This window comes from Desulfosporosinus fructosivorans, from assembly GCF_004766045.1.
In the GTDB taxonomy this organism is placed as follows: domain Bacteria; phylum Bacillota; class Desulfitobacteriia; order Desulfitobacteriales; family Desulfitobacteriaceae; genus Desulfosporosinus; species Desulfosporosinus fructosivorans.
In genome coordinates this window covers 193,330-216,802 of record NZ_SPQQ01000005.1, presented here as the reverse complement: position 1 = coordinate 216,802, position 23,473 = coordinate 193,330, and the positions used below count along the sequence as shown (strand labels likewise).

The following is a 23,473-nucleotide window of genomic DNA, read 5'->3' as shown; positions in this document are numbered from 1 at the left end:
GTTCCCTCCAGTCCATATATTAGATATAGTCTACCTATATTTAATTATGCCTATATGCCATTAAAATGTCAATAGGTAAAATACTAATCTACCATGGCACGATCATTCGATATACTCATGGTTTAAGAAAATTTTGTATGAGTTCTCTTCAGATTCAATTACTCATACGGGAGTCACTATAGCCAAAAACGAGCGTTCTTAACGTTCTGAAAGAAGGGCATTTATTTAAATAATGGTATTATGGCAGGTATTTTAAGAAAGTTGTTGAAATCTTGTTAAGTGTAACAAAACGCATTCATATTATGTGACGCATTAGTAGGATATAGCGTAGTATGGCAAGCGGGTTTGAATTGACAGCAGACTGCAATTGATACTCACCAAATAGGGCCATCTGCAACAGAAGTCTTAACAAGATTTGATAAGTACAAAAACGGATAACATTTCCCAAAGGAGATTATTCGTATTATAATGTTAATTTTTATTCATCAAGCGCTATAGGCCCAGGAGATAATCTATATGCACTTAATGACGAAGGTTTACATTTGATAAAGGGTAGAAGCCTAGAAGGTTTAATTTTTATGGTATATGGAGATCCCGTAAAAAAAGAGGATTCTCCAATCTATTACATAATGCCTTATTAATTAAAAGGTTACTTGCATTACGTGTGAAATTGATTATAAAGGGATGCTGACAGGCCTGTCCAAGAATCGTACACGTATACGATTCTTGGACAGGCCGTTTCTATAAGGTTTGTCACCCTCGTGAGATTTGCCACATATTCTGTGAATAAAGTAACGGAAAGGACAGGCAATGGAGGCATAAATTTCAGTTGCGTTTTTCAGCAGGGTTATGGCCTCCCGAGGATATTGTTCCAAACCGTCCATATAAGGAGCAATCATTTATTGTGGAATTTACGGTTGAGGGTTAAGGACATCTCCAGTGGATCTAGCAAGAAATTTGATTTGAGCTCCTTTTGACTCCCCATGTTAACCTAAATTGATCAACAGATCATTCGAATATGGAGAAGGTGTAACGCATACCAAAGAAGAAGTAAAGTGGTTAGGTGATTTTCCGGGTGGGTCTAATCTGTAAATCATATGTGATGTCAGCCACCGAAAGAGGAGCCGAGAGAAGAAAGAGGTGTTTATTATGACAGATGATCCCTTTAATAAGATAAAGGGCTTAGAGGGTTTTGATACTTCAAAGTTATTGTCTACCATCAACACAACCCCTTCCTATCAAAAAAGTCATAATGAATTTCTGGAAAATTATAATAAAAGTATTGATAGTTTCATTGAGCATAGGAAAAAGGAAGCTGAAGAAGATTTAAGAAGACATGATGAACAAGTAGAAGCCTCGAAGAATTCAAGAGCTTCAGTTATTATTGGTAGTATTGGAGATAACGCGACTGGATTTTCAATGAGTTCAAAAGATTTTCCTGTAACGATTATTAATCAAGTATTTAATTATGAAAAAGCATCTAAGGTCTTAGATGCAATTAATAAGAAATTCAATGACTCATCATTTAATAGTGAGTTTGGAGATGATGCTGAACTTGTGAAACAACTTATTAATAAGGCTCTAAAACAGATAAAGAACAAAGATGATCCAACCCTGATACAAAACTCACTTGCGGTAGTATCTGATATTGCCACAAGAGTATCTTCAGGTGTAATAGCATCCGGAATAATATTGTTGCTAGGAAGGTTATCTAAGATTCAGAGGAACTGAAGCAGTTAAGGCGTTATTGGGTGGACTAAACCTATAAATGCTTTAATCTGTCTACCGACCAAATAAAAAAAGTGACTTAAGGGTCGAATAAAATGGACACAATTATGGATTTACAATAGTTTCATAAATTAGTATTACATGCAGGAGGCAATATCGTGGATAATTTACGCGCCCTCGAACTTTTTATTGATAAGGATGGACTGTGGTACGCAGATGGCGTGCTTATGATCAAAAAAGAGATTATTATGTTATTTGCTTCCGGTCTAAAAAAAGATGGTTATGATAAATATCATATAGATTGGCAGGATCAATTGTACCCTGTGAGGGTGGAGGATGCTCCTTTTTTCGTTCAATCGATAACCGAGCAGAGTGGTCGGCTTATGATACAGCTTTATGATGGACGAAAATTCCCCCTACCCCTGGGTAATATTATCATGAAAAACAATATCCCCTACATCTCTCTGTTCTGGCAGCATGATACGAAACTGTCTCGTCCTTCTTATTGTGAGTTATGTAAAAATGCGATCGAGCGGGATGGTTATTATTTTATCAAATACGGCGATAACGAATGGCGCGTTGAAGAGATAGTATGACGGGAAAATGAGCTCTTCGCACAGTTCAAGGCTTTCCTAAGGGTGAGCAGCTCCTTTAGGGGTAGTTCTGAGTAGTGTGGTTGGCGGAACTTTCAGCGACCACCATTTTACAGCCCATGCCTGTCCAAAAATCGTAAGCGCATTCGTATTTGGGACAGGCTGATAATATAAAGCTTTCAGTAAAGGGGAAATTTTAATTGTATTCACGTGAGCAGATTGTGGACGCAATCGAGAACTGTTTAGACGAAAGTGAGGGCAAAATAATTAAGGTTAGATTCGGAATAGAGGACGGATTAACCACGAGTTTAGATGAGATTGAGTTGAGGTTTGGAGCAAGACGGGAACAGGTTCGTGAAATTGAAAAGAAAGTTCTCACATATCTTAAGGTACACTGTTGAAGTGGGCAGTATTTTCCTGCAATGAATGCATGGCCCCAACGTCTTAAACTGTGGGGAGTCTTTGAGCCATTTATACGCCGACTTTATTGGGAAAAGGGGGAAAGAATAGTGAGTAATCGTGAGGTCGCAAGCTTAGCTTGTAAAGTTCTTGGAATCTACATAATTATTCTAGGGATTAATGCATTGTTCAGTGTACTTACTGTCTCATTCGGAATACCGAACCATGTGGCTAATGAAAGCTTTATCAATATTATTTTTTCATTAGTTTATATTCTCTTTGGAGTTTTACTATGGATTCTTTCTGATAAATTATCTGCAATTATGGTTGCACGGGGAAAGCATACATACGAGGTTTCGGGTATAACAGCCAGTGATATACAGAGAATATCTTTTTCTGTTCTCGGCCTTTTCTTTCTCGGAAATTCATTGCCAAAGTTAGTATCAACGTTAATAAATATTAATTCTATGAGTGGGCTTCCTAATTCTACAAGGTTAAGACTACTTGTATCGGGAGGGTTAATAACTGAGTTTCTCGTTGGATTAGGAATCTTTCTTGGTTCACAGGGTTTGGTCAATTTCTTAAAAAAGATGAGAACTGCGGGATTGAAAAGGGACAATAATTCATGATAGATTATTGTGCCACTTGTTAGATATGAGGGAATTTTAAAGTCACATCAAAGTAGAGGGGAGAGAAGAATAGAAAGACAAAGGATTGGTTTTTGCAAAATGAACAATAACATAGTTTGGAGGTGGAAAAGATAAAAATTTTAATTTTTGGCGGGGCGGGTTTTGTAGGAAGAAACTTAACTAAGGAGTTACTCGCAAACGGTTATCAGGTATCCGTTGTATCGAGGAATCGTCAAAAAACCCTCAACAGCTTGGGAGATAATGTTCAGGTAATAGAATGGGACAATATTTCTCCTCTATCTTCTATGTATGAGTTACACGACATTGACGTAGTTATAAACTTGGCGGGTGAGTCAATCGGCAATCGTCGATGGTCTTATTCAATAAAGCAGGAGATTTTGACAAGTAGGATTAGAACTACTAGTGCAATTGTTGCTGCAATAAATAATCGCACCATGCAACCAAAAGTTCTAATTAACGCCTCAGCAGTTGGATATTATGGTCCTCGTCAGGATGATAAGATAACTGAGCTTGAAAAAGCGGGGCAGGATTTCCTAGCTGGAGTTTGCCGTGCTTGGGAAAAAGAAGCAAACAAGGTTCAAAACAATTTTACTAGAGTCGTAACTTTACGGATTGGCGTAGTATTAGGAAACGAAGGCGCTCTCAAAAGAATGGTAATGCCGTTTAAATTCTTCATAGGTGGCCCGCTGGGCACAGGAAATCAATGGCTTTCGTGGATACACATTAAAGATTTAACCAGTATGATAAGATTTGTAATTGAACATCAGGAAGTAATCGGTCCCGTAAATGCGACTGCACCAACTCCCGTAAGAATGAGAGATTTCTCCAAGGTGTTAGGTGAAGTCCTAAAAAGACCATCTTGGCTACCAGTTCCTGAACGCTTATTGAAAATCGCATTAGGACAAATGGCAGAAATGTTATTGTACGGTCAACGGGCTATTCCAGAAAAAATTCTCGGTGCAGGTTTTGAATTTAGGTTTTTTGAATTAAGGTCTGCTCTAGAGTATGCTCTAGGAAATCAGAAGGGCGTCTAGAAGATGAACGATGAAAGTGCTTATAAAAGACATAATTCGTAGTCTTATAACAACTACTTAACTTCCCATTAATCCATATTTCACAGATTCTATTTTAGTAGGAAAGGGACCCAAATCCGCTTGATGATAAAAGTATTTAAGTAAATCATAAATATCAATACGCATCTTTAAGGGGGAGCTAGATATTCAATATATGGAGTTTATAAACTATAAAGTACATAGCTATTATTGGAATGATGACTTGAACTGTGCCATTACATCGTTACTGACTCTTTCAGAAATATATAATATTAATCTATGCTCACAAATTGTTAATGCAGGCATTGGAATGCCTGGAGCTGGTGGGTATGGAGCTCAGTGCGGACTAGTTAGTGGCGCATTAATGTTTATTGGAATTTTAGGAAAAGAAAAGAGCTTGGAATTTAGGGATATTGTGAATACGTGCTATGAGTTCGCGAAGGGATTCGAAATAGAGTTTGGGAGCTTAGATTGTAGAGTTCTAAGGCCACAAGGATTTAAACCTGAAAATCCACCACACTTATGTGAAGAAATGACGAAGAAAGCAATTATGTTCACCCTGAATTATTTGAACTCTTTGAAGAAGATTGATGATTGATAAGTTTGTACCCTAAATGGATGGCTCAATATGGATCTGAATCCTTTGTACACACCCCAATATATGAATTAGTATCAGAATTTAATAAGTTCAGACCAGCTATTCTTACGGGTTATGGTACAGTGATTTCAATGCTAGCAGATGAACAGGCAGCTGGTCGCTTAAATATAAACCCTGTCTAGGGGGCTTTTCCCTGTCCTTCTTGAAGGGGTGTGAACTCTATACCCAATCTTACTAATAAATCCCATTGCCTCTACTAAGGGAGTACCTGATTAATATTTGAAGACAAAAAGCAAACCAAAGTGATAGTGACCAGATAAAATTCGGTACATACAATAGCGTAGTAGAATATAAAGATTGGTGGGTCCAAATAATGACAACAGATGAACTGGTTTATATAAAAATTGCTGAAGTCGGCAGTGTTACTGCGACAATTGGATATATTCTTCTTGTTATCTCCTGTTTACAATCAGAGAGAGTTGAAATATTTAAGAGATTGGGAATGAAAGCGGATAGTATTGATCCAACTAAAATAACAGCAATATCTGCTTGGGTACGGGGTGCTGGCATTGCAATATTAGCATTTAACAATGCGTTCCGATTTAGGGATCTGATATATAAACAAATATTTAAGTCCAACGAAGAAGAAATCAGGCCTCAACTGCTTGTTACTATCGGAAGCTGGATATTACTGATTGGGATAATTATTATTGCCATTGTTTCTCAACAGAAAGCAGAAGAACCTGGGTTAAAATCTATACTTGGGTAGAAGCTATCAGATGGTTATATTTCTTTAAAGGATGACCTCAGCAAACAGAAATTGCTTGGGTTACTTCAATCCCTTTTTTTATGCTTCAAAACAGCGAGGCAAGAATTTACAGTACTTGTAGCCGGTGGACTTCGAACTCCTGGCGAGTTTTTGAAGGCTTTAGCATTGAGGGCAAAAAAAAATGTCTAGAAAAGGGATTGTTTATTTACGTATCTATTGGGGAGGGATTTTTGAACCAGTCTCGCCCAATGCCAATGAGAATGCAAAAATTCTTAGCTGAAATGGGAATCACTTCTTCTGATCAACTCTTTAAATTAATGAAATTTGCTCCTAGAATCTGCTTTAGAAGATCTCGATAGTTAATTTGATCAACTAAAGCAGAACATGGAACCTCACTTATAGAAGAATGTATTTGGCAATTGGATAAACCGGTTTCCGGTTAATCCAATTGCACGAGCCCTCATGTGCCTACTGTTCTTTTATATAGGTAAATTGTTGTCCAAGGAACATGTTTCAGGAAATATTTAGGGGATATGTTCCTCGGAATGTACGGGGACCCTTGAGACTGTGAAATGTAATTAATGGTAATATGCATGCCAATTATGCTATATAGGGACTACTGGTGTATCAGACCAACAGTCCCATGCTGATATACATAAAAGTGATTGATAGAAATCCTAGAGGAAGCTATGGTTGTCCTCATAGGGATGCAAGGTAGACACTAACGTTTTCTATGGGTTGACAATGTTCCTCGATTAACGCCTTCAACCTTTGACTCCATTCTTCGGCTATGCTTTCTATTTTAGCCCGCATAATCCTGGCAGTAAGATTAGCTATGGTTCCTGTTAGATTTAATTCTGAATCAATGGCAACTTCCGTAGAGTCATAATTGGAGGCATATAGTTGAAGGGTAGTGGACTGACTAACTTTGCTAGTAATACCAATGCCCTCCCATGTTGTATAAGTGACAATGCGAAAGGGCGAATACTGTTCCACAATTTTGCTTATTAGCTTGTAGCGAGCCTTAATGTTAGCAACCTTTATAGTTACCAGGCTTAAATAAGTGTTATCATCTATTAACTCGACGGATTCGCAACCGGGAATTGTTTTGCCAATATTGTAAGGATTGAAAATAATCTCCCAGATTTCTGCCAGTGGAACGGTTATATAAAACTTGCTCGTAATTTTCATAGCACTCCTCCTATTTGGTTGAAAATAAGCGGGTCAGGGGACATTTTTGGTGTAAATGGAAGCAACTAGGGCGGAGAAAATATACCCTATTTGCGGAATGTTTTTTTCCGTAACCATTCCTTCAGCACAAATTTAGTGGGAGTGGCTACGGGTTTCCGCCCATAGAGAAGTCCAAATCCAACATAGCTTTGGTTCTTCTTAATGAAGTCAGCACTTCTCTGCAATCTGGGTAGTAAGCCGGGCTGTTTCTTTATTTTATCGTCGAGGTCTTTGTAGAGCAGCCAATCTCTTTTGAGTTCGCTTGCTACCAGATTGTCAGTTTTCAGAAGTTGTGGATTTTTGATCTCTACACCTTCAAATCCCGCCCGAGATAAAGAATTACACCATTCCTCAATGGACACAGGGTCGGTGCCCGAACCGTAGTACTCCTTCAATTGTTTCTGGAGATTAGTGGGTAATTCTTTAAGCAAAGTCATTTCAAGGTCAGCGACTTGGCCCTTGGGTTTAAGGACTCGGTAGAATTCCCGAAATACGTTCACCTTATCTAAAAATACTGTAACAGATTCAGTGATGACCCAATCAAAAAAGTTTTCTGCAAAGGGCAGGGAATAAACATCGGCTACTTTAAAATCGACCAAATGGGATACTCTTTCTTTCTCTGCCCTTTGGAATGCTTTATCAATCATCAAGGGATTGATATCGACACCTATGATTCTAGATCCGGTTGTTTTAGCTAGATAACAAGTGGTCAGGCCGCTACCACATCCAGCGTCAAGGACATAGTCCTCGGACTTTATTTGTATAGTGTCTAACGTTTGCTTAGTGGTAAAGAATCCCCCAGGGTGGGAACTACCGATACCTAGCCAAGCCAGTAACTCAAAATAGGTCATATTTTCTACTTTCTTGGTTTCTCCCATTTCCTGAATGCATTCCTCTCAGGTTTACTAGAGTTTAAGATAAAAACTACTTAGAGGCTATCTCTTCCGTTTAGTCATAAGATTACTGATAAAACCTTTGATTCCACCTTTTTTAGGTTGTTCCCAGGCAGGCTGGACGGGCATTTGTCCCCCATACCCTTGGTTATTTCCCTGAGGTGCGTACCCTTGGAGAGGATAGCCTTGGGGCGGGTAACCTTGAGCTGGTGGCATAGGATGCTGTAGCTGTTGCTGACCGAAGCCTTGAGGTGGATAGTCTGGAGCAACGTAGCCCTGACCACCCGCACTTTGTGGCCCAGCCCCCCAACCTGGATTTCCTCCTGGTATTCCGTTAGCCCAGGGTATACTTCTACCCAGACCTCCTCCGAGACCATTCAGAATTCGGCCAAGTCCCGGCGGCATCGGCAAACCTCCTTGCCCTCCCATCATGGGCAGAAATCTCTGAAGTCCCCGGCCAAACATCGGAGAATAATTACCCCCACCGAATTGTCCGAGAGCAATCGGTGGTCGAAAGCTCTGATTCTGTTGTGGCATGGCTTGTTGATTTCCAAACATATTCGTTTCTCCTTTTTTTGCCTTAGATTAGCTCTTCTTTAACTAATGGAAATAGATGGATACAACAAGGTATTCGTGGCTATATAGTTTCGCTACATAAGAACCACATTACTCATTTTTTTGAGGAGCAAGTTCAAGAGTTTTTATCCGATTTTAGATTGAAGAATGCTTATCCCGGCAAGTATTGAACCTTTATCGGAGTAGTCGGATAACTGTTTGGTTGTACGAACTCCTAATTTGAAAAGATCTACTTTTTTGTCTCAAAATATTTGTAATAAACATATAGTAATGTAGGCTTGTATAGCTGGTTGGACGATTACGAACAGGTTTGTGATGTGACACAAATGATATTTGCTGAGAGAAAAGTATTATGGCAAGGGGGGAGTAACTGTATGTTTAGAGGGCGTGTTGTTGGTTGGAACGGACTAGGTGGTTATGGTGGTCTTGGTCGCCCAGTAAATACAAGACTATTTGGACATTCTCAGTTGGGGCGATATGGAGGATATGCAGGATATGCAGGAACCGGTGAAGTTGGGGTAAGTACACTACTACTTGCGGCTCTCTTTATCTAATCATTTGTAAAAGATTCTTGGCAAGTGTTAACAAAGAAGGCTATCTTCTTTTAGTAGAGAATGATAGACCTTCTTCCTTTCAGCGGGTATGATGGCACTGGTGAAATTTTCTCGGCTTTTTCTGTTCTATATTGTGAAATTCGTAAGATTATCCGTGCTAATGTATTTTGGCTGGTGTTTCTTGTTTTTGCATTTGGGCCAATCATGATGGGAGTTGGAACTATTTTGTCCAGTAACACGGGTGATATCAATTGGCAAATGTATTTAACAGAATTGCTTAGTGGTCTTGCCGCACTGGGACTTATCGGATACACATTTATCGCTGCATGGGTATTTGGTCGAGAGTATACAGATAAAACGATTAAGGATTTGCTTGCCAAGCCCGTATCCAGATCACAAATTGTACTGTCCAAAATGCTCTGTTTCAAGGTATGGTTCAATAAGCTGTCTGTTATGGAATTCTTAGCTCAAATGGGCATAGGATGGTAACTAAGGTGAAGCAAAGGAAGTGTCGTACATGCTAACACCCAGCTTGGAGGACTATTTAGAGGAGATATACCGGTTTTCGTTATCGCTGGATACGGTTCGGGTGACGGACATCAGTAAAAGGCTTCAAGTTGCTTTGCCATCAGTCACTAAAGCCCTCTATAAATTGAGAGACGAGAGTTACATAAAGTACGAACGATATGGTGAGATTAAGCTTACCGATCAAGGCAAAGAATTTGGGTACTATTTAGTAACGAGGAACCAATTGCTGCAGGAGTTTCTTGCTCTAATATGTAGCAAATGTAACTTTGCTGCCGAGGCCGAAGCTATGGAACATTACCTTTCAACAGCAACGATCGATGCCATCAAAACTCTGGTAGAGTTCATGAAAGACAATCCCTTTTGGCAACAAGCCTTTAACGATTTCATGAATTCAGAAGAATAGTTAGAAATGTTTTTTAATCCAGGAGTTAATAACTAATTTTCGTAACCAACGTTATTTAAGCAATTAAGCTAGTTTTTCCTGAAGTAGGAAATACTAGCTTAATTGCTTAAATACTAACTCTCATACATATCCACCAATAACATTGCCATTTAAACTACACTAAGCCTAAAAGGTATGCTACCTGAGCTATGATGAAACATACTGAGAACGCGATCACAGTAGGGATCATGAAACCCATAAAGGTCCACTTTTTACTTCCTGTTTCTTTGTACATGCTGAGTAAGGTTGTCGCACAAGGCCAGTGGAGTAGAGCAAAGAGCATCGTGTTGAAGGCGGTTAGCCAAGTCCATCCGTTAGCAAGCAGAACTTTTTTCAATTCGAATAAGCTATCAAACTCAGTCAATTGCCCTGTGGCAAGATAGGACATGAGTAGGATGGGTACTACGATTTCATTGGCAGGTAGGCCTAAGATAAAGGCCATAAGGATAAAACCATCCAGACCAATGGCCTTGGCTATAGGATCAAGAACCCCGGCGATAGAGGCAATGACACTGACGTCGCCGATGTAGACATTTGCCAGAATCCACGTGAGTGCTCCTGCGGGGGCGGCTACTACAAGCGCCCGGCGCAACACAAAGATTGTGCGGTCAATCAGGGAACGATAGAAAACGGCACCGACCTTGGGTAAGCGATATGGAGGCAGCTCCAACACCAACGATGAGGGTTCTCCTTTGAGAATCGTTTTGGACAAGGCCCACGATACTACGAAGGTAAACGCTACTCCAAGCAGGACTAAGAGCGTTATCATGCCAGCCGCTAGTAGTGATTGCGACAAGAAAAGTGTGCTGGCCATGAAGATCGAAGCGATGGCGATGAGTGTGGGAAAACGTCCATTGCAGGGAACAAAGTTATTGGTCAGGATGGCAATCAAACGTTCTCTAGGAGAATCAATAATCCGTGCAGCCACGACCCCAGCAGCGTTACAGCCAAAACCCATGCACATAGTCAGGCATTGTTTCCCGCAAGCATTTGCTTTCTTAAACATATTATCAAGGTTAAAGGCTACGCGTGGAAGATAACCCAGGTCTTCCATGAGAGTAAACAAAGGGAAAAAGATGGCCATTGGGGGAAGCATCACAGCGGTAACCCAGGCCAAGGTACGGTACATACCTAAGACCAACACGCCATGCAGCCAGGCAGGGGCCTGAACCAGCTGAAACCAATGGGTAAGAACATCTTGAAAGGCAAAGAGAACTGATGCAATCATTGCCGAGGGTACGTTCGCTCCAGCGATGGTAAGCCAAAACACCGCGCCTAACAAGAGTAACATAAGTGGATACCCAAACACACGAGAGATAACAATTTTATCGATTTTATCCTGCCAACTATTCTGTAGACAGTCTTCCCGTAATACTACCCGTTGGGTGAGCTTTTCAGTGTAAGCGAAGATATCTGTAACAACACGGTCTGCGATGGGCGTTCCTGAAGACGAACGGACCGATTCAGTATCTGAGTAAATCTTCAGAAGTGGATCCAGCGGATTGAGGATGCTCATAGTGTGAATTAACCCCCTTGCCGTTGTGAGGCCACTGTTCTTTGAGGTTGTGTTGCTGCATAACGGCTGATGGTCTCGATAAATGAAACGTCACTATCTAAAAGACGAAGAGCCAACCATTTTGGATTTACTATGCTCGCCAAGCTTAGCGCTTCAACCTTTGGTAGAAGTGCACTAATTGCCTGTTCAACCTCTTCAGAATAGGGAATCTGTTTCGGCCAGGTCTTTTTCTTCTCAACGACCATTGAGTAAACCGCCTTTTGTAGGTCTGATAGCCCTTCTCCATTCCTTGCTGCCGTGGGAACAATAGGTACACCCAGTTCTTTTTCTAGTTCGCCGAAGTTGATGCTAAGTTTCTTTTTCCTTGCTTCATCGATCAAATTTACACAAATAATTACCTTTGAGGAAATCTCCATCACTTGGAGGGCTAAATTAAGATTGCGTTCAAGAGAAGTCGCATCAATTACGACAATGGTTGCATCGGGTTGACCGAAGCAGATAAAGTTTCTGGCAATTTCTTCTTCAACGCTGTGGGCTAGTAAGGAGTAAGTACCAGGCAAATCAATCAGTAAAAAAGATTTATTCCGATAGGAGTAATTTCCTTGCGCATTATCCACTGTTTTTCCTGGCCAGTTGCCCGTATGTTGATGTAAACCGGTCAGCGCATTAAACACAGTACTTTTTCCGACGTTTGGATTTCCGGCGAGTGCTATCACGTATTGTTCGCCGGTTGTTCTAATTCCAAACTGTTCTCTCATAACGCGACTATGATCATTCAGCGCGTTAGAATGGTCTCCAAGTTTCAATTTCATGTTTTCACCCCTAAGAAATTTTTATAATCAAGCTGGTAAGGTCCTCTCTATACTTGTTCCACGGCTATCAGGCTAGCGTCTTCACTGCGCAAGGCAATTACGGTACCGCGGACTAAATAAGCGATTGGGTCTCCGGCCGGGGCATTCCCAATACAAGTAAGAACGGTGCCTGGGACAATGCCAAGGTCAAGGATTCGTCGACGGAGTAAGCCTATTACGTCCAAGTGTACAACGTTAGATTTTTCACCTGGCTTTAGTGTGGATAAGGGCACAGATAACATTTTCATTTTACATAACTCTCCTTTCAAGGATTGTTAGACAAAGGCAACTTTTGACTAATTCCTTTTTTGTGGATAGCTGAGGGTCTGAAATACAGTATTAAACTGGGGAGCGGAAAGTTACATCAGACTGTTTGGTAATTTTTTCATAATTAATAATTGGGACCAACAAAAAGAAGCCCCAAACAAATCTGGAGCTGCTCATGATTATGTTGAAAAAGAATGCCTACTCTGTTGAATTTCGGCTTGTCCGTATAGTCTATGATTTTGCTTGTCCGAAGGTTATTATTTGCGGACCGCTTTTTTTGATTTTATACAACCCAAGCTTGTCCCAAATACGACAACGTTTTCGTATTTGGGACAAGCCGTTTATAGGCAGCACTTTAGCCTCAACCACAGTCAAACCCTTTTTGAGGAGAATTAGACAAATAGGAGAGTAATTCACAAAATAATTGAAATTAACAATAAGGGTTTGTGAAAATAATTCAGAGGCTAAATTGCTGCACTGGAACAGCACGAATGCATCAAAGAAAGTTGTATGGCAGTGTAAAACCTACGTAATGGACGGCAAGGATGCCTGTGGAGCCAAAGCGGTCGATGAGAATGTTTTGATGCATGCCTTTGTACGGATGTTCAACGGAATCTGTGAAGACAGGCAGAGCTTTATCAAGACGATGACTGCGAATATTGAAATGATTGTTTTGCAAAGGCCAGATGTTAGAGAGACCGAGGCTTTGGCCATAAGCGTCGTCAATGGATACGCTTGGATCGAGAAATTGAGCTGGGAAGTTTAATGAGGGAAAAACCCTGATCGAGTCCGTGGAAACCTATATGAAGCGCACTGGGAATTATCCCGAATCTGTGATTGCCGATAAAATTTATAGAAATAGAGATAATCTGCAGTACTGCAAAGCTCATGGCATTCGGCTTAATGGGCCAAGACTTGGCAGACCACCAGAAGATAAAAAGGAACGTTTAGAGCAAAGGCGCCTAGAGAAGCAAGAAGCAGGGATAAGAAATGCAGTCGAAGGCAAATTTGGTGAAGGTAAACGATGGTCTGGGCCGTATCATGGCGCGTCTTAAAGAAACTAGCGAGACGGTCATAGGATTACAGTTTATTATTATGAACCTGAGCAAACGTCTCAGGGATCTTTTGTGCCTATTTTTCGAAGCGATGTTTTTCAATCGTGAAAACCTAATTTTAGCTTAGAATCTGAAAAAATGCGTTCTGTTCAGTAATCCCTAATTAGGTCTTACAAATATATCCCTTTCATCGTGACAGGGCACGTGGAGTACGTGGTAGTGCTATAGAACCTTTGCAATCACAAAAATAGTCCTACTTTGTTCCTGAAATTAGGTAAGATGTAGTAAGAAAAATAAATTTAGGGTATTGTTACATATATATACAAATATTTTAATAATTTTATGATAGAATAATAAATAGTAGTAATGTTAGAAATAACTGGAACAGGTTTAAAGTAAGTCTTTAGGATATCAATTAAAGGAGGTGATTCAAGAAACGATATGCCGTTACGTGAGATTAAGCATTTGATTTCATTACTAAAAAAGGAAGAAAGGGGAGACTGTTTTCATGAAAAAGACAAGGTTAATTATTATACTTATGACCTTCACTCTTTTAGTTAGCAATGTAATAATAGTTTCTGCTTCAGAAAAAATGCCTATTCAAGAAGATTCTGTTACTTCAGAGAAAACACCAACTCTAAATAATACTAACCCTGGAAAAGAGGAGATATCTCCAAATGCCGTAGGAGCTAATATTGCTGGGTCATTTATAGCTATAAATTCTTCCAACGATGCTATTTATTATTCAGGTAAAATTACGTCCGCAAATACATGGATTTCTGCATCTATTCAAGAAACGGAACAGTATATGTCAGCTGTCGGATCAAGTTGGTCAAATGAAAAAGTTCAAACTACAGTTTATTCCGATAATAGTAAAACCTTAGTAACACCAACATATTTCGACAGAGAATTATCTTGGGGCTACTATCGCAGCAAGAATTATTTTAAGGCATATTTTCCATCAAACATTATTCCTAGCTACTGGTCTAATACGTGCTATAGTGCAAAACAATATGTTGATGATACATATGAATAACTAACTTTATTAAAATTAAAGAAAACACTGTTTAAACGGGCATCACTAGAACCAGAAGCTCATCAATACGGCGAGACGGCGTAACGGTTTAATTGTTTTACTGTCCTTAAGAAACCCAGAGGGTTATATTATAACACTAAAAACTTAATACCAAAGGGGAAACAAGCCGGTTTAATAGGCTTCAAAAACTCTTCTACCAAGGCTGTTTCTCATTTTTTTCTCTCAGTAGCCACATTTTCTCGATAGACCTTAGCTTCCTACCAAGCATCGTGGGCACCAATTTGTGCCGATAGTGCCGCAACTTGATTACAAATTGCGGTAAGTACGCTTGTGATCGCGACTACAAGAACCTGAGATTACCGCGACGATCACGATGGCAATACGGTGACCTACGACTACGAGTCCGCGATTCAAACATGACACCAAAACGGGCTTCTATCAGCTTCTATACAATTGCCAATCAGGACAAGAAAGATAGAAACAGACGACTCAACCAGGTAAGCCAGCGAAACTGTCAGTATACTTAAGTTATTGGTATAATGTTTTAAAATTAAAAAAACAACCATGAGCTTCCAGAATATGTCTCGCGTTATTTAATATAGAATGTTGACGATACCCCGCAATAGAAAAACTTGTGCCTTAAAATTAAGCTCGTGACCATTGTTTTGTTTTTTAATAATCTGACTAACATAGCGTCTCGGAATTTCGTTGATGGAATGAGCAAATTGCCAAAAAATAACTGGAAATTGACTCATATCAAATGTGAAATGCGGTAAATGTGCTATGGTTTTTAAAAATTGATTGACAGAGCAAACAAGCGTCACAGCATCACTTTATTAAAAGAGGCCGTTAGCCTGCTTGGGGGAGCTTTAATGATTTAAGTTCATCAAAGCTCTCCTTTTGGTGAAAATACCAAGCATCCATGTGTTGACACATCCGTCTCATTTAATCTATTCTGTAAGACCGATTTCAGGTTTCGTCATGAGAAAGAGAAGATAGGAACGAAGCATAGAAGCCGGATCACGGGGTTCAGGGCCTTTAGCTCATAGCCATACTGAAGCAGTGTGGTAATATAAGACAAATCGTTTCGCCAGAATTTTACGACCAAAGGCCAGTCTTTATTGACAATGACGAAGATCCCACCGGAATATTATTGGCGGAGACGAAGAATGACGGAACCCTGATAGAGTTCATGAAAAAATCAGTATAAGGTTTCAAATAATCAACCCTAAATTTTGTAATCAAAGGAATAAACTCCTCATTACGCGATCATGGGACGTTTTAGAAATGTCAAGTTCTTTTAGACGTATCGGGAAAATTAAGATACTTTTTATCACTCGCGAATTACCAGTTAAACTTGATGAAAAGTAAAAGTCCTCCCACTAAAAGAGGAAGGAATGCCATAAGGTTGGTTCAAGGAAACCCTTGTCCTAACTACCTCGACGAATGCCGAGAGTCTATTTAACTTATGGAGGGTGGGTATGGTATATAAAATCAAGTACACTTGTGTATATTTTTTGATACTTCTATTGTTAACTTCTAATTTTGGATGTCTTAGAGTTTCTCAGACTCATCCTTCAGAGGAATATTTAGTGATGATTACTAAAGAATCAATTGATGCTTCTAACAATTTTTCATGGAAGACTTACGAAGGTTCTGAAGGAGAAAAATATTTTACAGAGAAAGCTAGAAAATTGTACTTTGGTACTGCATCGGATGTTGATTTTGTTCAAAAATTTCATGTAGTATCCAGTGGATGGGTCGAGAAATTCGATAAAATAGATACCGAAAGCCCTAGCATAGAATTTATTACTTATAGAAAAATTGAAGATATAAACCAAGTAGTTCGAGAATTTCGTTCGAAAATCATATACTCTATTCAATTTGAAAATGGCAAATGGTTAATTGATGAAATCCAATTCGAGAAACTGTAAGAGGAGTTCGGATTATGTATAATAAAAACCAAGTTATATATGCAATTGAACACTGTAACTTAAACGATAAGCAAAAATTAATTATAAGTTCGAGATATGGGATTAATACACAATCGGTTTCAATGGATGAACTATTTAGTAAGTTTAATATAACTTATGATGATTTTAAACAAATCGAGAAGCAAGTTCGCCAATTTCTCAAAGAACACTATAAGACAGAATAAATATTAAGGTTCACGAAGACCATTATAAGACAAAAGATAGAATAAAACCTTTTGTTGAATGTCCAACTATAACTGACTGCATTTCCAAACTCTTTGAGTTAGAAGGAAATCCAATAGCAGATTACTTTGTTGGCCATGATGCTCTTCATTATTATAAGCTGGTCGGAGTTGGCTTACTTTGTATCTATTTAATTCATGCCGCAAAAAGGAATTTGAAAAGCCAGTTGAGCGTGATAAGGGTGCTGTGGGCGTCGAATTTAGCATTTAGTTTACTTTGTATTTATAACGTTGTTGCGTATTTATCCAGAAATATGAATTTGCACTGAGGCAAATTGTCGCCGGATCATTCGAAGAAGGGGAAGGGTGTACCGGCTTGGTAAAGAGATCTGGGGTAGTTAAGTGATTTTCTGGGTGGGTTGAGAAGAACAAAGTCTGATAATTATTCTGAATTAAGTTTACAATATTTGAGAAAATCGGTTGCGTTACTAATTCCCTGCTGCTGGTTTACATGTATAAAGTTTTGGTTAGAGTGATATATAAAACGATCTGCGTACATGCCAGTTCTGCTATTAATTGCAGCCATCCCTTTTACAGATATAACTGTTACAGTTCCTTTTCCCTCAAAACGGCCTACGAGTGTAACATTTTTAGATAATGGGATAGTAACTTCAGTTCTCAGCATACCAAATCCGGGTGAATAAATTGGAGGAAGTGGATCTAAAGAAACCAAAGCAACAGGGTTATCAGAACAAATGAATCCACCAAGTTCAGGCATCGTGGTTGTCATGTCTTTACTGATAAGTAAAGACCACTTTCGTTCTGCCAATAATGGTATTAGGATATCGATGGAATCAAGTAGCTGTTTTATTTTGTAATTTTGATTAACAGTCATAGTGTATCGTTTGGACTTAAAGAATTCGCGAAGTTTATCATAATTTAAATCTTGTTTCTGAAGAGATTCAGGTGGTAACTTACCATCAGCTATCATCCTCGAGGTTAAGTTTAGCCAACGTTCTTTTGTTGAAAGATTCATTTCCATCATAATTTCACTTATGTCAACTAGCGGTTGAGTACGATGGTTTATCCTTCTTGGTGTCCTTGAGGCCATTAATGCTATAAAGTTAATAAGAATATTAAAACCATCCCTAGTGGGTATTTGCTCAGTTTTGATTATTTGCTTAATAATGGGAGCAGCGAAAGATTCCAAGAGGGCAAAGGCATCTATGCCTTCAGGAGAAGAGGGGAAGGTAGGCATAGAATCGCATAGGAATTGAAAGAACAATCTAAGTTCATGGGTATAGGCATATTGAGTATTTCTTGACTTATTAATGACAGCAAGGTGATTTATGAAATCTTGAGCAAAATTGGGAAGGGTGGAAGAAGTTGATCCATTGTTATCTTTCATCAAACCTAACCTCCGTGAATTAAATAGAATGAATATAGTAAAGTGCAACAAGTCAAGGAGCAAGAAGTAAAGTAAAGATGATAACGCTATTATATATAGTAATATAATAAATAATAACTATGCATTAAAGAGTATTTTAGCGCATAGTTGTTATGACAACAGAAGTGACTCTAAGTAAATAGGTTAAATCTTTGTTGAGCAAGTCTTATCTTAATCGTCTAATCGGTCAGCAATCACTTTCGAATTGTATAAAAAGTGTCTCATTAGTAAAATGTCCCTAATGCACGTACTAAGGCCAATCGTCATGGTTTCTATGGATTAGATGATCATACGTTAAAGCCTTACAGAGGCTCCTTGAGGCTGAGTTTAGAGTTGGTTTAGAGTTGGTTATGAGTGAACCAATGACCGAGCAACTTAGTTAATGCCAATACTTGATGCTGGCAAAATCAAGCTATATCTGTCCGGCGACAGAAAAATACAGAGTAGATATATCCACTATATTTGGAGATTTTCGAATTAGTGGGTATTTTTATGTCGTCCTTTTTGCGGATATAAAAATACCTAATTAAACTACTTACGACACAATTATGAAGACCATTCGATCATAAGTTACATGACCAATCCTCCTACCTGTTTTGAAAAATAGACTCAATTTCACATAGTATCCGTAAATTCTATGTGGAAATTTGTTGTAATTACATGAAATATATGTTAATATTTTCTTAAATAGAATTCTTTTTAAGAAAGGTATAGATGCAAATGCCCTCTTGTATGAAAGAAGCAAATCCACACTATTTTTTTAAAGGCGAAGTTGATCGTATTCTTACTGCTGTACAATCTGATCCAGAGTTATACATCTTCTGTAAGTTTCTGTGGCGGACTGGAGCGAGGGTTTCTGAAGCTTTAGGTGTAACCCCTAAGGATATTGATTACGCCAAAAGTGTAGTAGTTATAAATACGCGTAAGCGCCGTAAAGATACAAATCATAATAGAGAGATACCTTTGCAGAAAGATTTCTTAGAAGAGTTAAAAAGATTTATCAATTCACATGCTATTCCATTGAACTGGCCGTTGTTTCCATTTACAAGCAGAACTGCTTTCAATTATGTAAAAAAAGCCTGCAAAAAGGCAGACTTCATTGATGATAGAAGTCATCCATCAAGCTTCAGGCATAGTTATGCACTCCATTGTTTAATGAACGGACTAGCTATCAATGATGTGAATGAGCTATTAGGAAATAGAGACATAAAGAAAACAATGATGTATTTAGAAATAGTTCCAGTCAAAAATAAGATAAACGATTTGGTATGGTGACTCACTAGAAAATATAGAATGACGTATACCCGATTCGCCGGACACAGGGAAGTTAGTGTAAAATAAACCTGTAGGGGGCGAAAATTATGTCAAACAACGGGAAACGTTATGATAAAGAATTCAAGGCAGATATAGTTCGTTTGGTACGTGAAGAAAAGCGTTCTGTAGGGAGTATTGTGACTGATTTTGGAATCAGTCAGCAGACCGTACGGAAATGGACTGGAGAAAGCAAGATACGTGAAAATCCAGATAAAGTAATCATTGCTGAGCTGCAAGCGGAGATAAAAGCCAAAGACAAGAAACTTGCAGATCATGAGCTTACAATAGATATCTTAAAAAAAGCCACGGCCATCTTCGCCAAAGACAACCGGAAGTAATGTTCCAGATGATAAAGGAACTTAGAACCGTGTATCCGGTTGAGAAGATGTGCCAGGTATTCTACGTCTCACGGAGCGGTTTTTACGATGGGTAAGAGTATTTGAAAAAGTACAAATGATTCAATATGCACGATAAAGGCAAAGTGATACCCTCCACAAGGATCATGCAGGAGAGCCTGGATCAAAGCCTTCAGGATAAACTGGGCCAAAAGATTGCGGCAGAACTATTGAAACAACATCACTATGAGGATCAGGTAGCGGAAGCGGTCCGGCAGGTCAAAGCGTGCTGTGGTGACAGCCAAACCCAGTTGGCGGAGACAGTGCCGGCGGAACTGGGGAAGGAACCGGCCCGTCAATGAAAGGATGTTGAGGAGACTGTGTCCGAGGAGATGATTAAAAATTGCCGGTTTTGAGGTCTGGCTAATCTAGATTAGTCCATCTCAAAACCGGCAATTTTTAAACTGAAGACTGTGAAATCTCTAAAGAGAAAGGAGTGCCGGATGGGAGATAATTCATGACCATTAACAATGCAGATGGAACGGTTACGGTCAAATTCTTGGATTCAAATAGCAAGAAGATGTACCAAGTAGTTATGTTTAAGTTGCCTGCAATATGGGCAGTGGGCGATGTATATGCATATTTCATCATAGCTTTATTGATTTGGGGGCATTCATTTTTATCGCGTTAGCTATGGCCCCGGTCAAGCCTATCCCAACAGCGGAAATAAGTACTATTTCGGAAGATGGAATATCTCTGGTCCAGGGCATGATCATCAGATGAGAGCGCACACCACTAACAGAATAATTGGTATCTCCCACGGTTACAAAACCTTTCATACGATAAGTAATGGGCGCAATGAAATTTAGAAAACCCTGAAGTTCTTGCATTGTTACAGATGGCAGAACCTTGATGATAAATGTCTGCGGCCTGTTTTCCGGCGTATTGGTGCTGTCACGGCTTGCCAATTTTGAGGGCTGCAAATTCATGACTAATGTATTGATATCGATATCGCAGTAACTGGTAAAATATATAGGGGCATTGATATTGGCCTTCCGTACTTCAGCCTGGATTTCGGCCTTAATTGCGGAAGAAATCAGATCTTCTTTATTGACAAGAACAACCCCCGCATGGGTCAACTGGTGACCTACTGCCGGAAGAAGATCCTTCAATTCGAGAAAAGCTTCGCCGTCCAGAATACATATAGAACCTGAATAGTGGTACGGATGAACAGTGTATGGGTCGATGGTCTTCAGAATCTGCTGCATGTTACCGGGATCCGCCAGTCCGGATGCTTCAATAAACAGATATTCGAAGTTTTGGGACGACATATCGATCAGAGCCTTGATGAAGTTCTCTTTGATGCAGGCACAGAATATTGAGCCGTTGGATAACTCACGCATAATAATTCCGTCTTTTTCCAGCAAACGGGCATCGATATTGATTTCACCGAATTCATTGACGATAACCCCCACAGGGCTATCCTTATAGTAATGAAGCAAGCGCTCCATAAGCGTGGTTTTTCCCGTACCCAGAAAGCCTGTAAGCAGGATAAGTTGTGTCATAAAGCATCATTCTTTCCATCTCTAATATCTAGGCACATTCAAGGAAATAACTAGTCAGTCTGCCCGTCTATTTCGTGTCATACTGCGTCGGCATGTTCCCCTAATAGCCCCGCTATGAGGGGAACACACCTCCTTGTCTGACGCAAAATATCCTGGGCATCATGACTTGTTATTTTCTTTCATATGCCTTAAATCGGCACATTCTCATTTGTTATGCTTGGCATTGTAGCGTTTGGTTATCTCGGCAATTAATTCGTCACTATCGGGAATGATGGAAATGTACACACTTTCCCCGTCAATGCACATCGTGGGAAGATTTTTCAGTCCCATTTTAGCGGTTCTGGCAATGTCCTCTTTGATAAAGTACTTATATACAATATAGTCAGCCATATCTTTAATCTCATCAAAAATATCGGTGACACTTTTCACCATATAAGTGCAGGCGGCACATTGTTCCGGATCCAGTGTGAACAGTTCGATATACACTTTATCCATGCCTGCGTAATTGGGAATCTCGATTTCAATCTGGTCAAACTCGCTTGCGGAATAGTTGACAACCATGGCACGGGCGTCATCCGGATGATGGACAGCCAAAGCACAGGCAACTGTGTTTTCCAGAGGCACATCATAGGGCATATCACAGCCGGGACTGATAATGAGGTTGTGTTTGTTGTCGATGCTATCGATCAAATCCAGAACGCCCTTGATATTATCCTGTTGGGTACCGAAAAGCATGGTGGTTGTAAGCGGAATGTTGCCACTCAGCGCAATGTTATACCGATCCGTAATCGCTTTGGCGGCAACCATATCGACGTTTTCGTCGACAGCCATGGAATCCGGATGAGTCTCGCACATCACTTCTATTTGGTAAGAAGCATTCCCGCACACAAAGAAGGAAGACTTTACACCTTTCAAACGGATATAGTCAAAGACAGCTTTGAACGGCTCGTGCATCAGATTGGCAAAGACCTTCGGAGAAATCTGGCTGACCAACGGGTCGACAACAGCGATCACATCCATGCCAGCTTCAATATATAAGTCGGCCATTTTCTGCGCATACTCGGCACAAAAGGACGTGAGCTGTACGACGTAATCAGGATCTTTTCTAATATCTTTAAAAAAGTCGCTTCCGCGAAGATGCGAGGCGAGTGTCAATGGTCCACAGATCAACCCGTAAAGCACGGTTTTATCGCCAATTTCTTCTTTCATCACGCGCATTGCTTCCAAGACAACGGGTATCCGTCCGGATTCCGGAGTCGGGAATTTGCATTTGCAGGGAATCCCTTTTTCTTTGTCGAACAGGTGAGACACAACACAGGGGGGGTTGTAATCAGCCCACATTAGCTCGCAACCAAGAATTTCGGCTTCTAGTTGCAGGTCAAATGAAATTGGCATACCGTCCGGTTCATAAAGCTTGTATACTTCACGCAGAGATTCGATCAATTTGGCGGAATCAGTTAAGACTTCTCTTCCTGAATAACCTTTTAGCTTTCCTGCATGGACACCCGCGAAAGGAATCCATGGAAGCTGTCCGTTAGTATCCTCGTGATTCAACACCTTCATTAGCAATTCTTTACCCATTTTGTATCCTCCTGACGTATTGAAATGAATATTCATCCACCGAACCCCGCCTCAAATGCAGGGCAATGTATACAAAGAGACACTTCCGATAAAATGGTACAGCGTCTTTGTCTTTGCTGTGATGAGTTTCTGATAGATATTAACGAAAGTATAAATTATGATTTAAAAATTGTGAAGCTACAATTTGAAAGGATTTTCAGGATACAATTTCTTCGGAGATAAATCGTCCAAAGTGTATTCTTCATTGACTAAGGGAAAAAGCTACATTGTTTAATTGACAGACATAGTCCAAAGGAAATTGTATCCCGAAAAAATTCTAAAATTGTATCTTTGAAGATG

General features: G+C 39.7%; 25 protein-coding genes and 2 pseudogenes. 18 read left to right on the top strand and 9 right to left on the bottom strand.

The window, feature by feature from the left end:
- The first annotated feature begins 1,149 nt into the window (after positions 1–1,149).
- The 8 genes from E4K67_RS15620 to E4K67_RS30685 all read left to right on the top strand — a co-directional run bounded on the left by E4K67_RS15620 (position 1,150) and on the right by E4K67_RS30685 (position 5,789).
- Positions 1,150–1,731: a hypothetical protein gene (locus tag E4K67_RS15620; protein ID WP_135548297.1), complete on the top strand. Its 582-nt coding sequence runs from the start codon at positions 1,150–1,152 to the stop codon at positions 1,729–1,731.
- A 155-nt stretch (positions 1,732–1,886) separates the two neighbouring features.
- Positions 1,887–2,324, top strand: coding sequence for a DUF1285 domain-containing protein (locus E4K67_RS15615; RefSeq protein WP_135548295.1), 438 nt, complete (start codon positions 1,887–1,889; stop codon positions 2,322–2,324).
- Between the two features lie 197 nt (positions 2,325–2,521).
- On the top strand, positions 2,522–2,722 hold the full coding sequence (locus E4K67_RS15610; protein ID WP_135548293.1) for a hypothetical protein: 201 nt from the start codon (positions 2,522–2,524) through the stop codon (positions 2,720–2,722).
- A 108-nt stretch (positions 2,723–2,830) separates the two neighbouring features.
- Positions 2,831–3,349 carry a hypothetical protein gene (locus tag E4K67_RS15605; protein WP_135548291.1) on the top strand — a complete coding sequence of 173 codons (519 nt, stop codon included), beginning with the start codon at positions 2,831–2,833 and terminating at the stop codon, positions 3,347–3,349.
- Between the two features lie 131 nt (positions 3,350–3,480).
- Complete coding sequence (locus E4K67_RS15600; RefSeq protein ID WP_135548608.1) at positions 3,481–4,404, top strand: TIGR01777 family oxidoreductase; 924 nt, start codon at positions 3,481–3,483, stop codon at positions 4,402–4,404.
- Between the two features lie 193 nt (positions 4,405–4,597).
- Positions 4,598–5,020 (top strand): C-GCAxxG-C-C family protein, encoded by a 423-nt coding sequence (locus E4K67_RS15595; RefSeq protein WP_199242560.1) that lies wholly within the window; start codon positions 4,598–4,600, stop codon positions 5,018–5,020.
- Complete coding sequence (locus E4K67_RS29780; RefSeq protein ID WP_158408490.1) at positions 5,017–5,202, top strand: hypothetical protein; 186 nt, start codon at positions 5,017–5,019, stop codon at positions 5,200–5,202. Before E4K67_RS15595 ends, E4K67_RS29780 begins: the two co-directional genes overlap by 4 nt.
- Positions 5,203–5,393: 191 nt before the next feature.
- Positions 5,394–5,789, top strand: coding sequence for a hypothetical protein (locus tag E4K67_RS30685; RefSeq protein WP_243454492.1), 396 nt, complete (start codon positions 5,394–5,396; stop codon positions 5,787–5,789).
- 699 nt (positions 5,790–6,488) lie between these two features.
- On the opposite strand, the gene E4K67_RS15585 is transcribed toward E4K67_RS30685, so the two are convergent.
- From E4K67_RS15585 to E4K67_RS15575, 3 genes are all read right to left on the bottom strand, one after another.
- Positions 6,489–6,980, bottom strand: a complete 492-nt coding sequence (locus tag E4K67_RS15585; protein WP_135548287.1) for an SRPBCC family protein — start codon at positions 6,978–6,980, stop codon at positions 6,489–6,491.
- 86 nt (positions 6,981–7,066) lie between these two features.
- On the bottom strand, positions 7,067–7,897 hold the full coding sequence (locus E4K67_RS15580) for a class I SAM-dependent methyltransferase (protein WP_135548285.1): 831 nt from the start codon (positions 7,895–7,897) through the stop codon (positions 7,067–7,069).
- Positions 7,898–7,954: 57 nt separating this feature from the next.
- Positions 7,955–8,470, bottom strand: a complete 516-nt coding sequence (locus E4K67_RS15575) for a hypothetical protein (RefSeq protein WP_135548283.1) — start codon at positions 8,468–8,470, stop codon at positions 7,955–7,957.
- A gap of 392 nt (positions 8,471–8,862) precedes the next feature.
- On the opposite strand from E4K67_RS15575, the gene E4K67_RS15570 reads away from it, so the two are divergent.
- The 3 genes from E4K67_RS15570 to E4K67_RS15560 are packed head-to-tail and all read left to right on the top strand — an operon-like array spanning position 8,863 to position 9,973.
- Entirely contained in the window at positions 8,863–9,042 is a 180-nt protein-coding gene (locus tag E4K67_RS15570; protein ID WP_135548281.1) for a hypothetical protein, read from the top strand.
- A gap of 60 nt (positions 9,043–9,102) precedes the next feature.
- The gene (locus E4K67_RS15565; RefSeq protein WP_243454491.1) at positions 9,103–9,531 is read left to right on the top strand and encodes an ABC transporter permease; all 429 of its coding nucleotides are present in this window, start codon (positions 9,103–9,105) and stop codon (positions 9,529–9,531) included.
- Between the two features lie 28 nt (positions 9,532–9,559).
- Positions 9,560–9,973, top strand: a complete 414-nt coding sequence (locus E4K67_RS15560) for a metal-dependent transcriptional regulator (RefSeq protein ID WP_135548279.1) — start codon at positions 9,560–9,562, stop codon at positions 9,971–9,973.
- 154 nt (positions 9,974–10,127) lie between these two features.
- Here the strand turns inward: E4K67_RS15560 and E4K67_RS15555 are convergent, their stop codons facing one another.
- Genes E4K67_RS15555 through E4K67_RS15545 form a run of 3 tightly spaced genes read right to left on the bottom strand, consistent with a single transcriptional unit; the run spans position 10,128 to position 12,627 of the window.
- Positions 10,128–11,528, bottom strand: a complete 1,401-nt coding sequence (locus E4K67_RS15555; protein WP_135548277.1) for a nucleoside recognition domain-containing protein — start codon at positions 11,526–11,528, stop codon at positions 10,128–10,130.
- A gap of 8 nt (positions 11,529–11,536) precedes the next feature.
- On the bottom strand, positions 11,537–12,340 hold the full coding sequence (locus E4K67_RS15550) for a FeoB small GTPase domain-containing protein (protein WP_135548275.1): 804 nt from the start codon (positions 12,338–12,340) through the stop codon (positions 11,537–11,539).
- 47 nt (positions 12,341–12,387) lie between these two features.
- A complete protein-coding gene (locus E4K67_RS15545; RefSeq protein WP_135548273.1) occupies positions 12,388–12,627 on the bottom strand; it encodes a FeoA family protein in 240 nt (79 codons plus the stop codon).
- A gap of 725 nt (positions 12,628–13,352) precedes the next feature.
- Here E4K67_RS15545 and E4K67_RS15540 point away from each other — a divergent pair.
- From E4K67_RS15540 to E4K67_RS15525, 4 genes and pseudogenes are all read left to right on the top strand, one after another.
- Positions 13,353–13,828, top strand: a pseudogene (locus tag E4K67_RS15540) (transposase); the annotation flags it as partial.
- 381 nt (positions 13,829–14,209) lie between these two features.
- Positions 14,210–14,737, top strand: coding sequence for a hypothetical protein (locus E4K67_RS15535; RefSeq protein ID WP_135548271.1), 528 nt, complete (start codon positions 14,210–14,212; stop codon positions 14,735–14,737).
- Positions 14,738–16,332: 1,595 nt separating this feature from the next.
- Positions 16,333–16,671, top strand: coding sequence for a hypothetical protein (locus E4K67_RS15530; protein ID WP_135548269.1), 339 nt, complete (start codon positions 16,333–16,335; stop codon positions 16,669–16,671).
- Between the two features lie 14 nt (positions 16,672–16,685).
- Entirely contained in the window at positions 16,686–16,895 is a 210-nt protein-coding gene (locus E4K67_RS15525; protein WP_135548267.1) for a hypothetical protein, read from the top strand.
- Positions 16,896–17,334: 439 nt separating this feature from the next.
- On the opposite strand, the gene E4K67_RS15520 is transcribed toward E4K67_RS15525, so the two are convergent.
- Positions 17,335–18,300, bottom strand: a complete 966-nt coding sequence (locus tag E4K67_RS15520; RefSeq protein ID WP_135548265.1) for a DUF4238 domain-containing protein — start codon at positions 18,298–18,300, stop codon at positions 17,335–17,337.
- 771 nt (positions 18,301–19,071) lie between these two features.
- Between E4K67_RS15520 and E4K67_RS15515 the strand changes: the two genes are divergently transcribed.
- From E4K67_RS15515 to E4K67_RS15505, 3 genes and pseudogenes are all read left to right on the top strand, one after another.
- Complete coding sequence (locus E4K67_RS15515) at positions 19,072–19,614, top strand: tyrosine-type recombinase/integrase (RefSeq protein ID WP_158408489.1); 543 nt, start codon at positions 19,072–19,074, stop codon at positions 19,612–19,614.
- A gap of 86 nt (positions 19,615–19,700) precedes the next feature.
- Positions 19,701–20,080 (top strand): annotated as a pseudogene (locus E4K67_RS15510) (transposase); the annotation flags it as partial.
- 75 nt (positions 20,081–20,155) lie between these two features.
- Positions 20,156–20,350, top strand: coding sequence for a hypothetical protein (locus tag E4K67_RS15505; RefSeq protein ID WP_135548606.1), 195 nt, complete (start codon positions 20,156–20,158; stop codon positions 20,348–20,350).
- Positions 20,351–20,635: 285 nt separating this feature from the next.
- Here E4K67_RS15505 and E4K67_RS15500 read toward each other — a convergent pair whose 3' ends face one another.
- Both E4K67_RS15500 and E4K67_RS15495 read right to left on the bottom strand, forming a co-directional pair.
- Positions 20,636–21,553 (bottom strand): CobW family GTP-binding protein, encoded by a 918-nt coding sequence (locus tag E4K67_RS15500; RefSeq protein ID WP_135548260.1) that lies wholly within the window; start codon positions 21,551–21,553, stop codon positions 20,636–20,638.
- Positions 21,554–21,757: 204 nt separating this feature from the next.
- Positions 21,758–23,134, bottom strand: a complete 1,377-nt coding sequence (locus tag E4K67_RS15495) for a uroporphyrinogen decarboxylase family protein (RefSeq protein ID WP_135548258.1) — start codon at positions 23,132–23,134, stop codon at positions 21,758–21,760.
- Positions 23,135–23,473 lie beyond the last annotated feature (339 nt).

What these genes read in the sequence shown, in the direction of transcription:
- E4K67_RS15620 (WP_135548297.1), top strand. Translation starts at nt 1,150, where the DNA reads ATGACAGATGATCCCTTTAATAAGATAAAGGGCTTAGAGGGTTTTGAT.
- E4K67_RS15595 (WP_199242560.1), top strand. Translation starts at nt 4,598, where the DNA reads ATGGAGTTTATAAACTATAAAGTACATAGCTATTATTGGAATGATGAC.
- E4K67_RS30685 (WP_243454492.1), top strand. Translation starts at nt 5,394, where the DNA reads ATGACAACAGATGAACTGGTTTATATAAAAATTGCTGAAGTCGGCAGT.
- E4K67_RS15585 (WP_135548287.1), bottom strand. Translation starts at nt 6,980, where the DNA reads ATGAAAATTACGAGCAAGTTTTATATAACCGTTCCACTGGCAGAAATC.
- E4K67_RS15580 (WP_135548285.1), bottom strand. Translation starts at nt 7,897, where the DNA reads ATGGGAGAAACCAAGAAAGTAGAAAATATGACCTATTTTGAGTTACTG.
- E4K67_RS15575 (WP_135548283.1), bottom strand. Translation starts at nt 8,470, where the DNA reads ATGTTTGGAAATCAACAAGCCATGCCACAACAGAATCAGAGCTTTCGA.
- E4K67_RS15570 (WP_135548281.1), top strand. Translation starts at nt 8,863, where the DNA reads ATGTTTAGAGGGCGTGTTGTTGGTTGGAACGGACTAGGTGGTTATGGT.
- E4K67_RS15565 (WP_243454491.1), top strand. Translation starts at nt 9,103, where the DNA reads ATGATAGACCTTCTTCCTTTCAGCGGGTATGATGGCACTGGTGAAATT.
- E4K67_RS15560 (WP_135548279.1), top strand. Translation starts at nt 9,560, where the DNA reads ATGCTAACACCCAGCTTGGAGGACTATTTAGAGGAGATATACCGGTTT.
- E4K67_RS15555 (WP_135548277.1), bottom strand. Translation starts at nt 11,528, where the DNA reads ATGAGCATCCTCAATCCGCTGGATCCACTTCTGAAGATTTACTCAGAT.
- E4K67_RS15550 (WP_135548275.1), bottom strand. Translation starts at nt 12,340, where the DNA reads ATGAAATTGAAACTTGGAGACCATTCTAACGCGCTGAATGATCATAGT.
- E4K67_RS15545 (WP_135548273.1), bottom strand. Translation starts at nt 12,627, where the DNA reads ATGAAAATGTTATCTGTGCCCTTATCCACACTAAAGCCAGGTGAAAAA.
- E4K67_RS15535 (WP_135548271.1), top strand. Translation starts at nt 14,210, where the DNA reads ATGAAAAAGACAAGGTTAATTATTATACTTATGACCTTCACTCTTTTA.
- E4K67_RS15530 (WP_135548269.1), top strand. Translation starts at nt 16,333, where the DNA reads ATGATTACTAAAGAATCAATTGATGCTTCTAACAATTTTTCATGGAAG.
- E4K67_RS15525 (WP_135548267.1), top strand. Translation starts at nt 16,686, where the DNA reads ATGTATAATAAAAACCAAGTTATATATGCAATTGAACACTGTAACTTA.
- E4K67_RS15520 (WP_135548265.1), bottom strand. Translation starts at nt 18,300, where the DNA reads ATGAAAGATAACAATGGATCAACTTCTTCCACCCTTCCCAATTTTGCT.
- E4K67_RS15515 (WP_158408489.1), top strand. Translation starts at nt 19,072, where the DNA reads ATGAAAGAAGCAAATCCACACTATTTTTTTAAAGGCGAAGTTGATCGT.
- E4K67_RS15505 (WP_135548606.1), top strand. Translation starts at nt 20,156, where the DNA reads ATGCAGGAGAGCCTGGATCAAAGCCTTCAGGATAAACTGGGCCAAAAG.
- E4K67_RS15500 (WP_135548260.1), bottom strand. Translation starts at nt 21,553, where the DNA reads ATGACACAACTTATCCTGCTTACAGGCTTTCTGGGTACGGGAAAAACC.
- E4K67_RS15495 (WP_135548258.1), bottom strand. Translation starts at nt 23,134, where the DNA reads ATGGGTAAAGAATTGCTAATGAAGGTGTTGAATCACGAGGATACTAAC.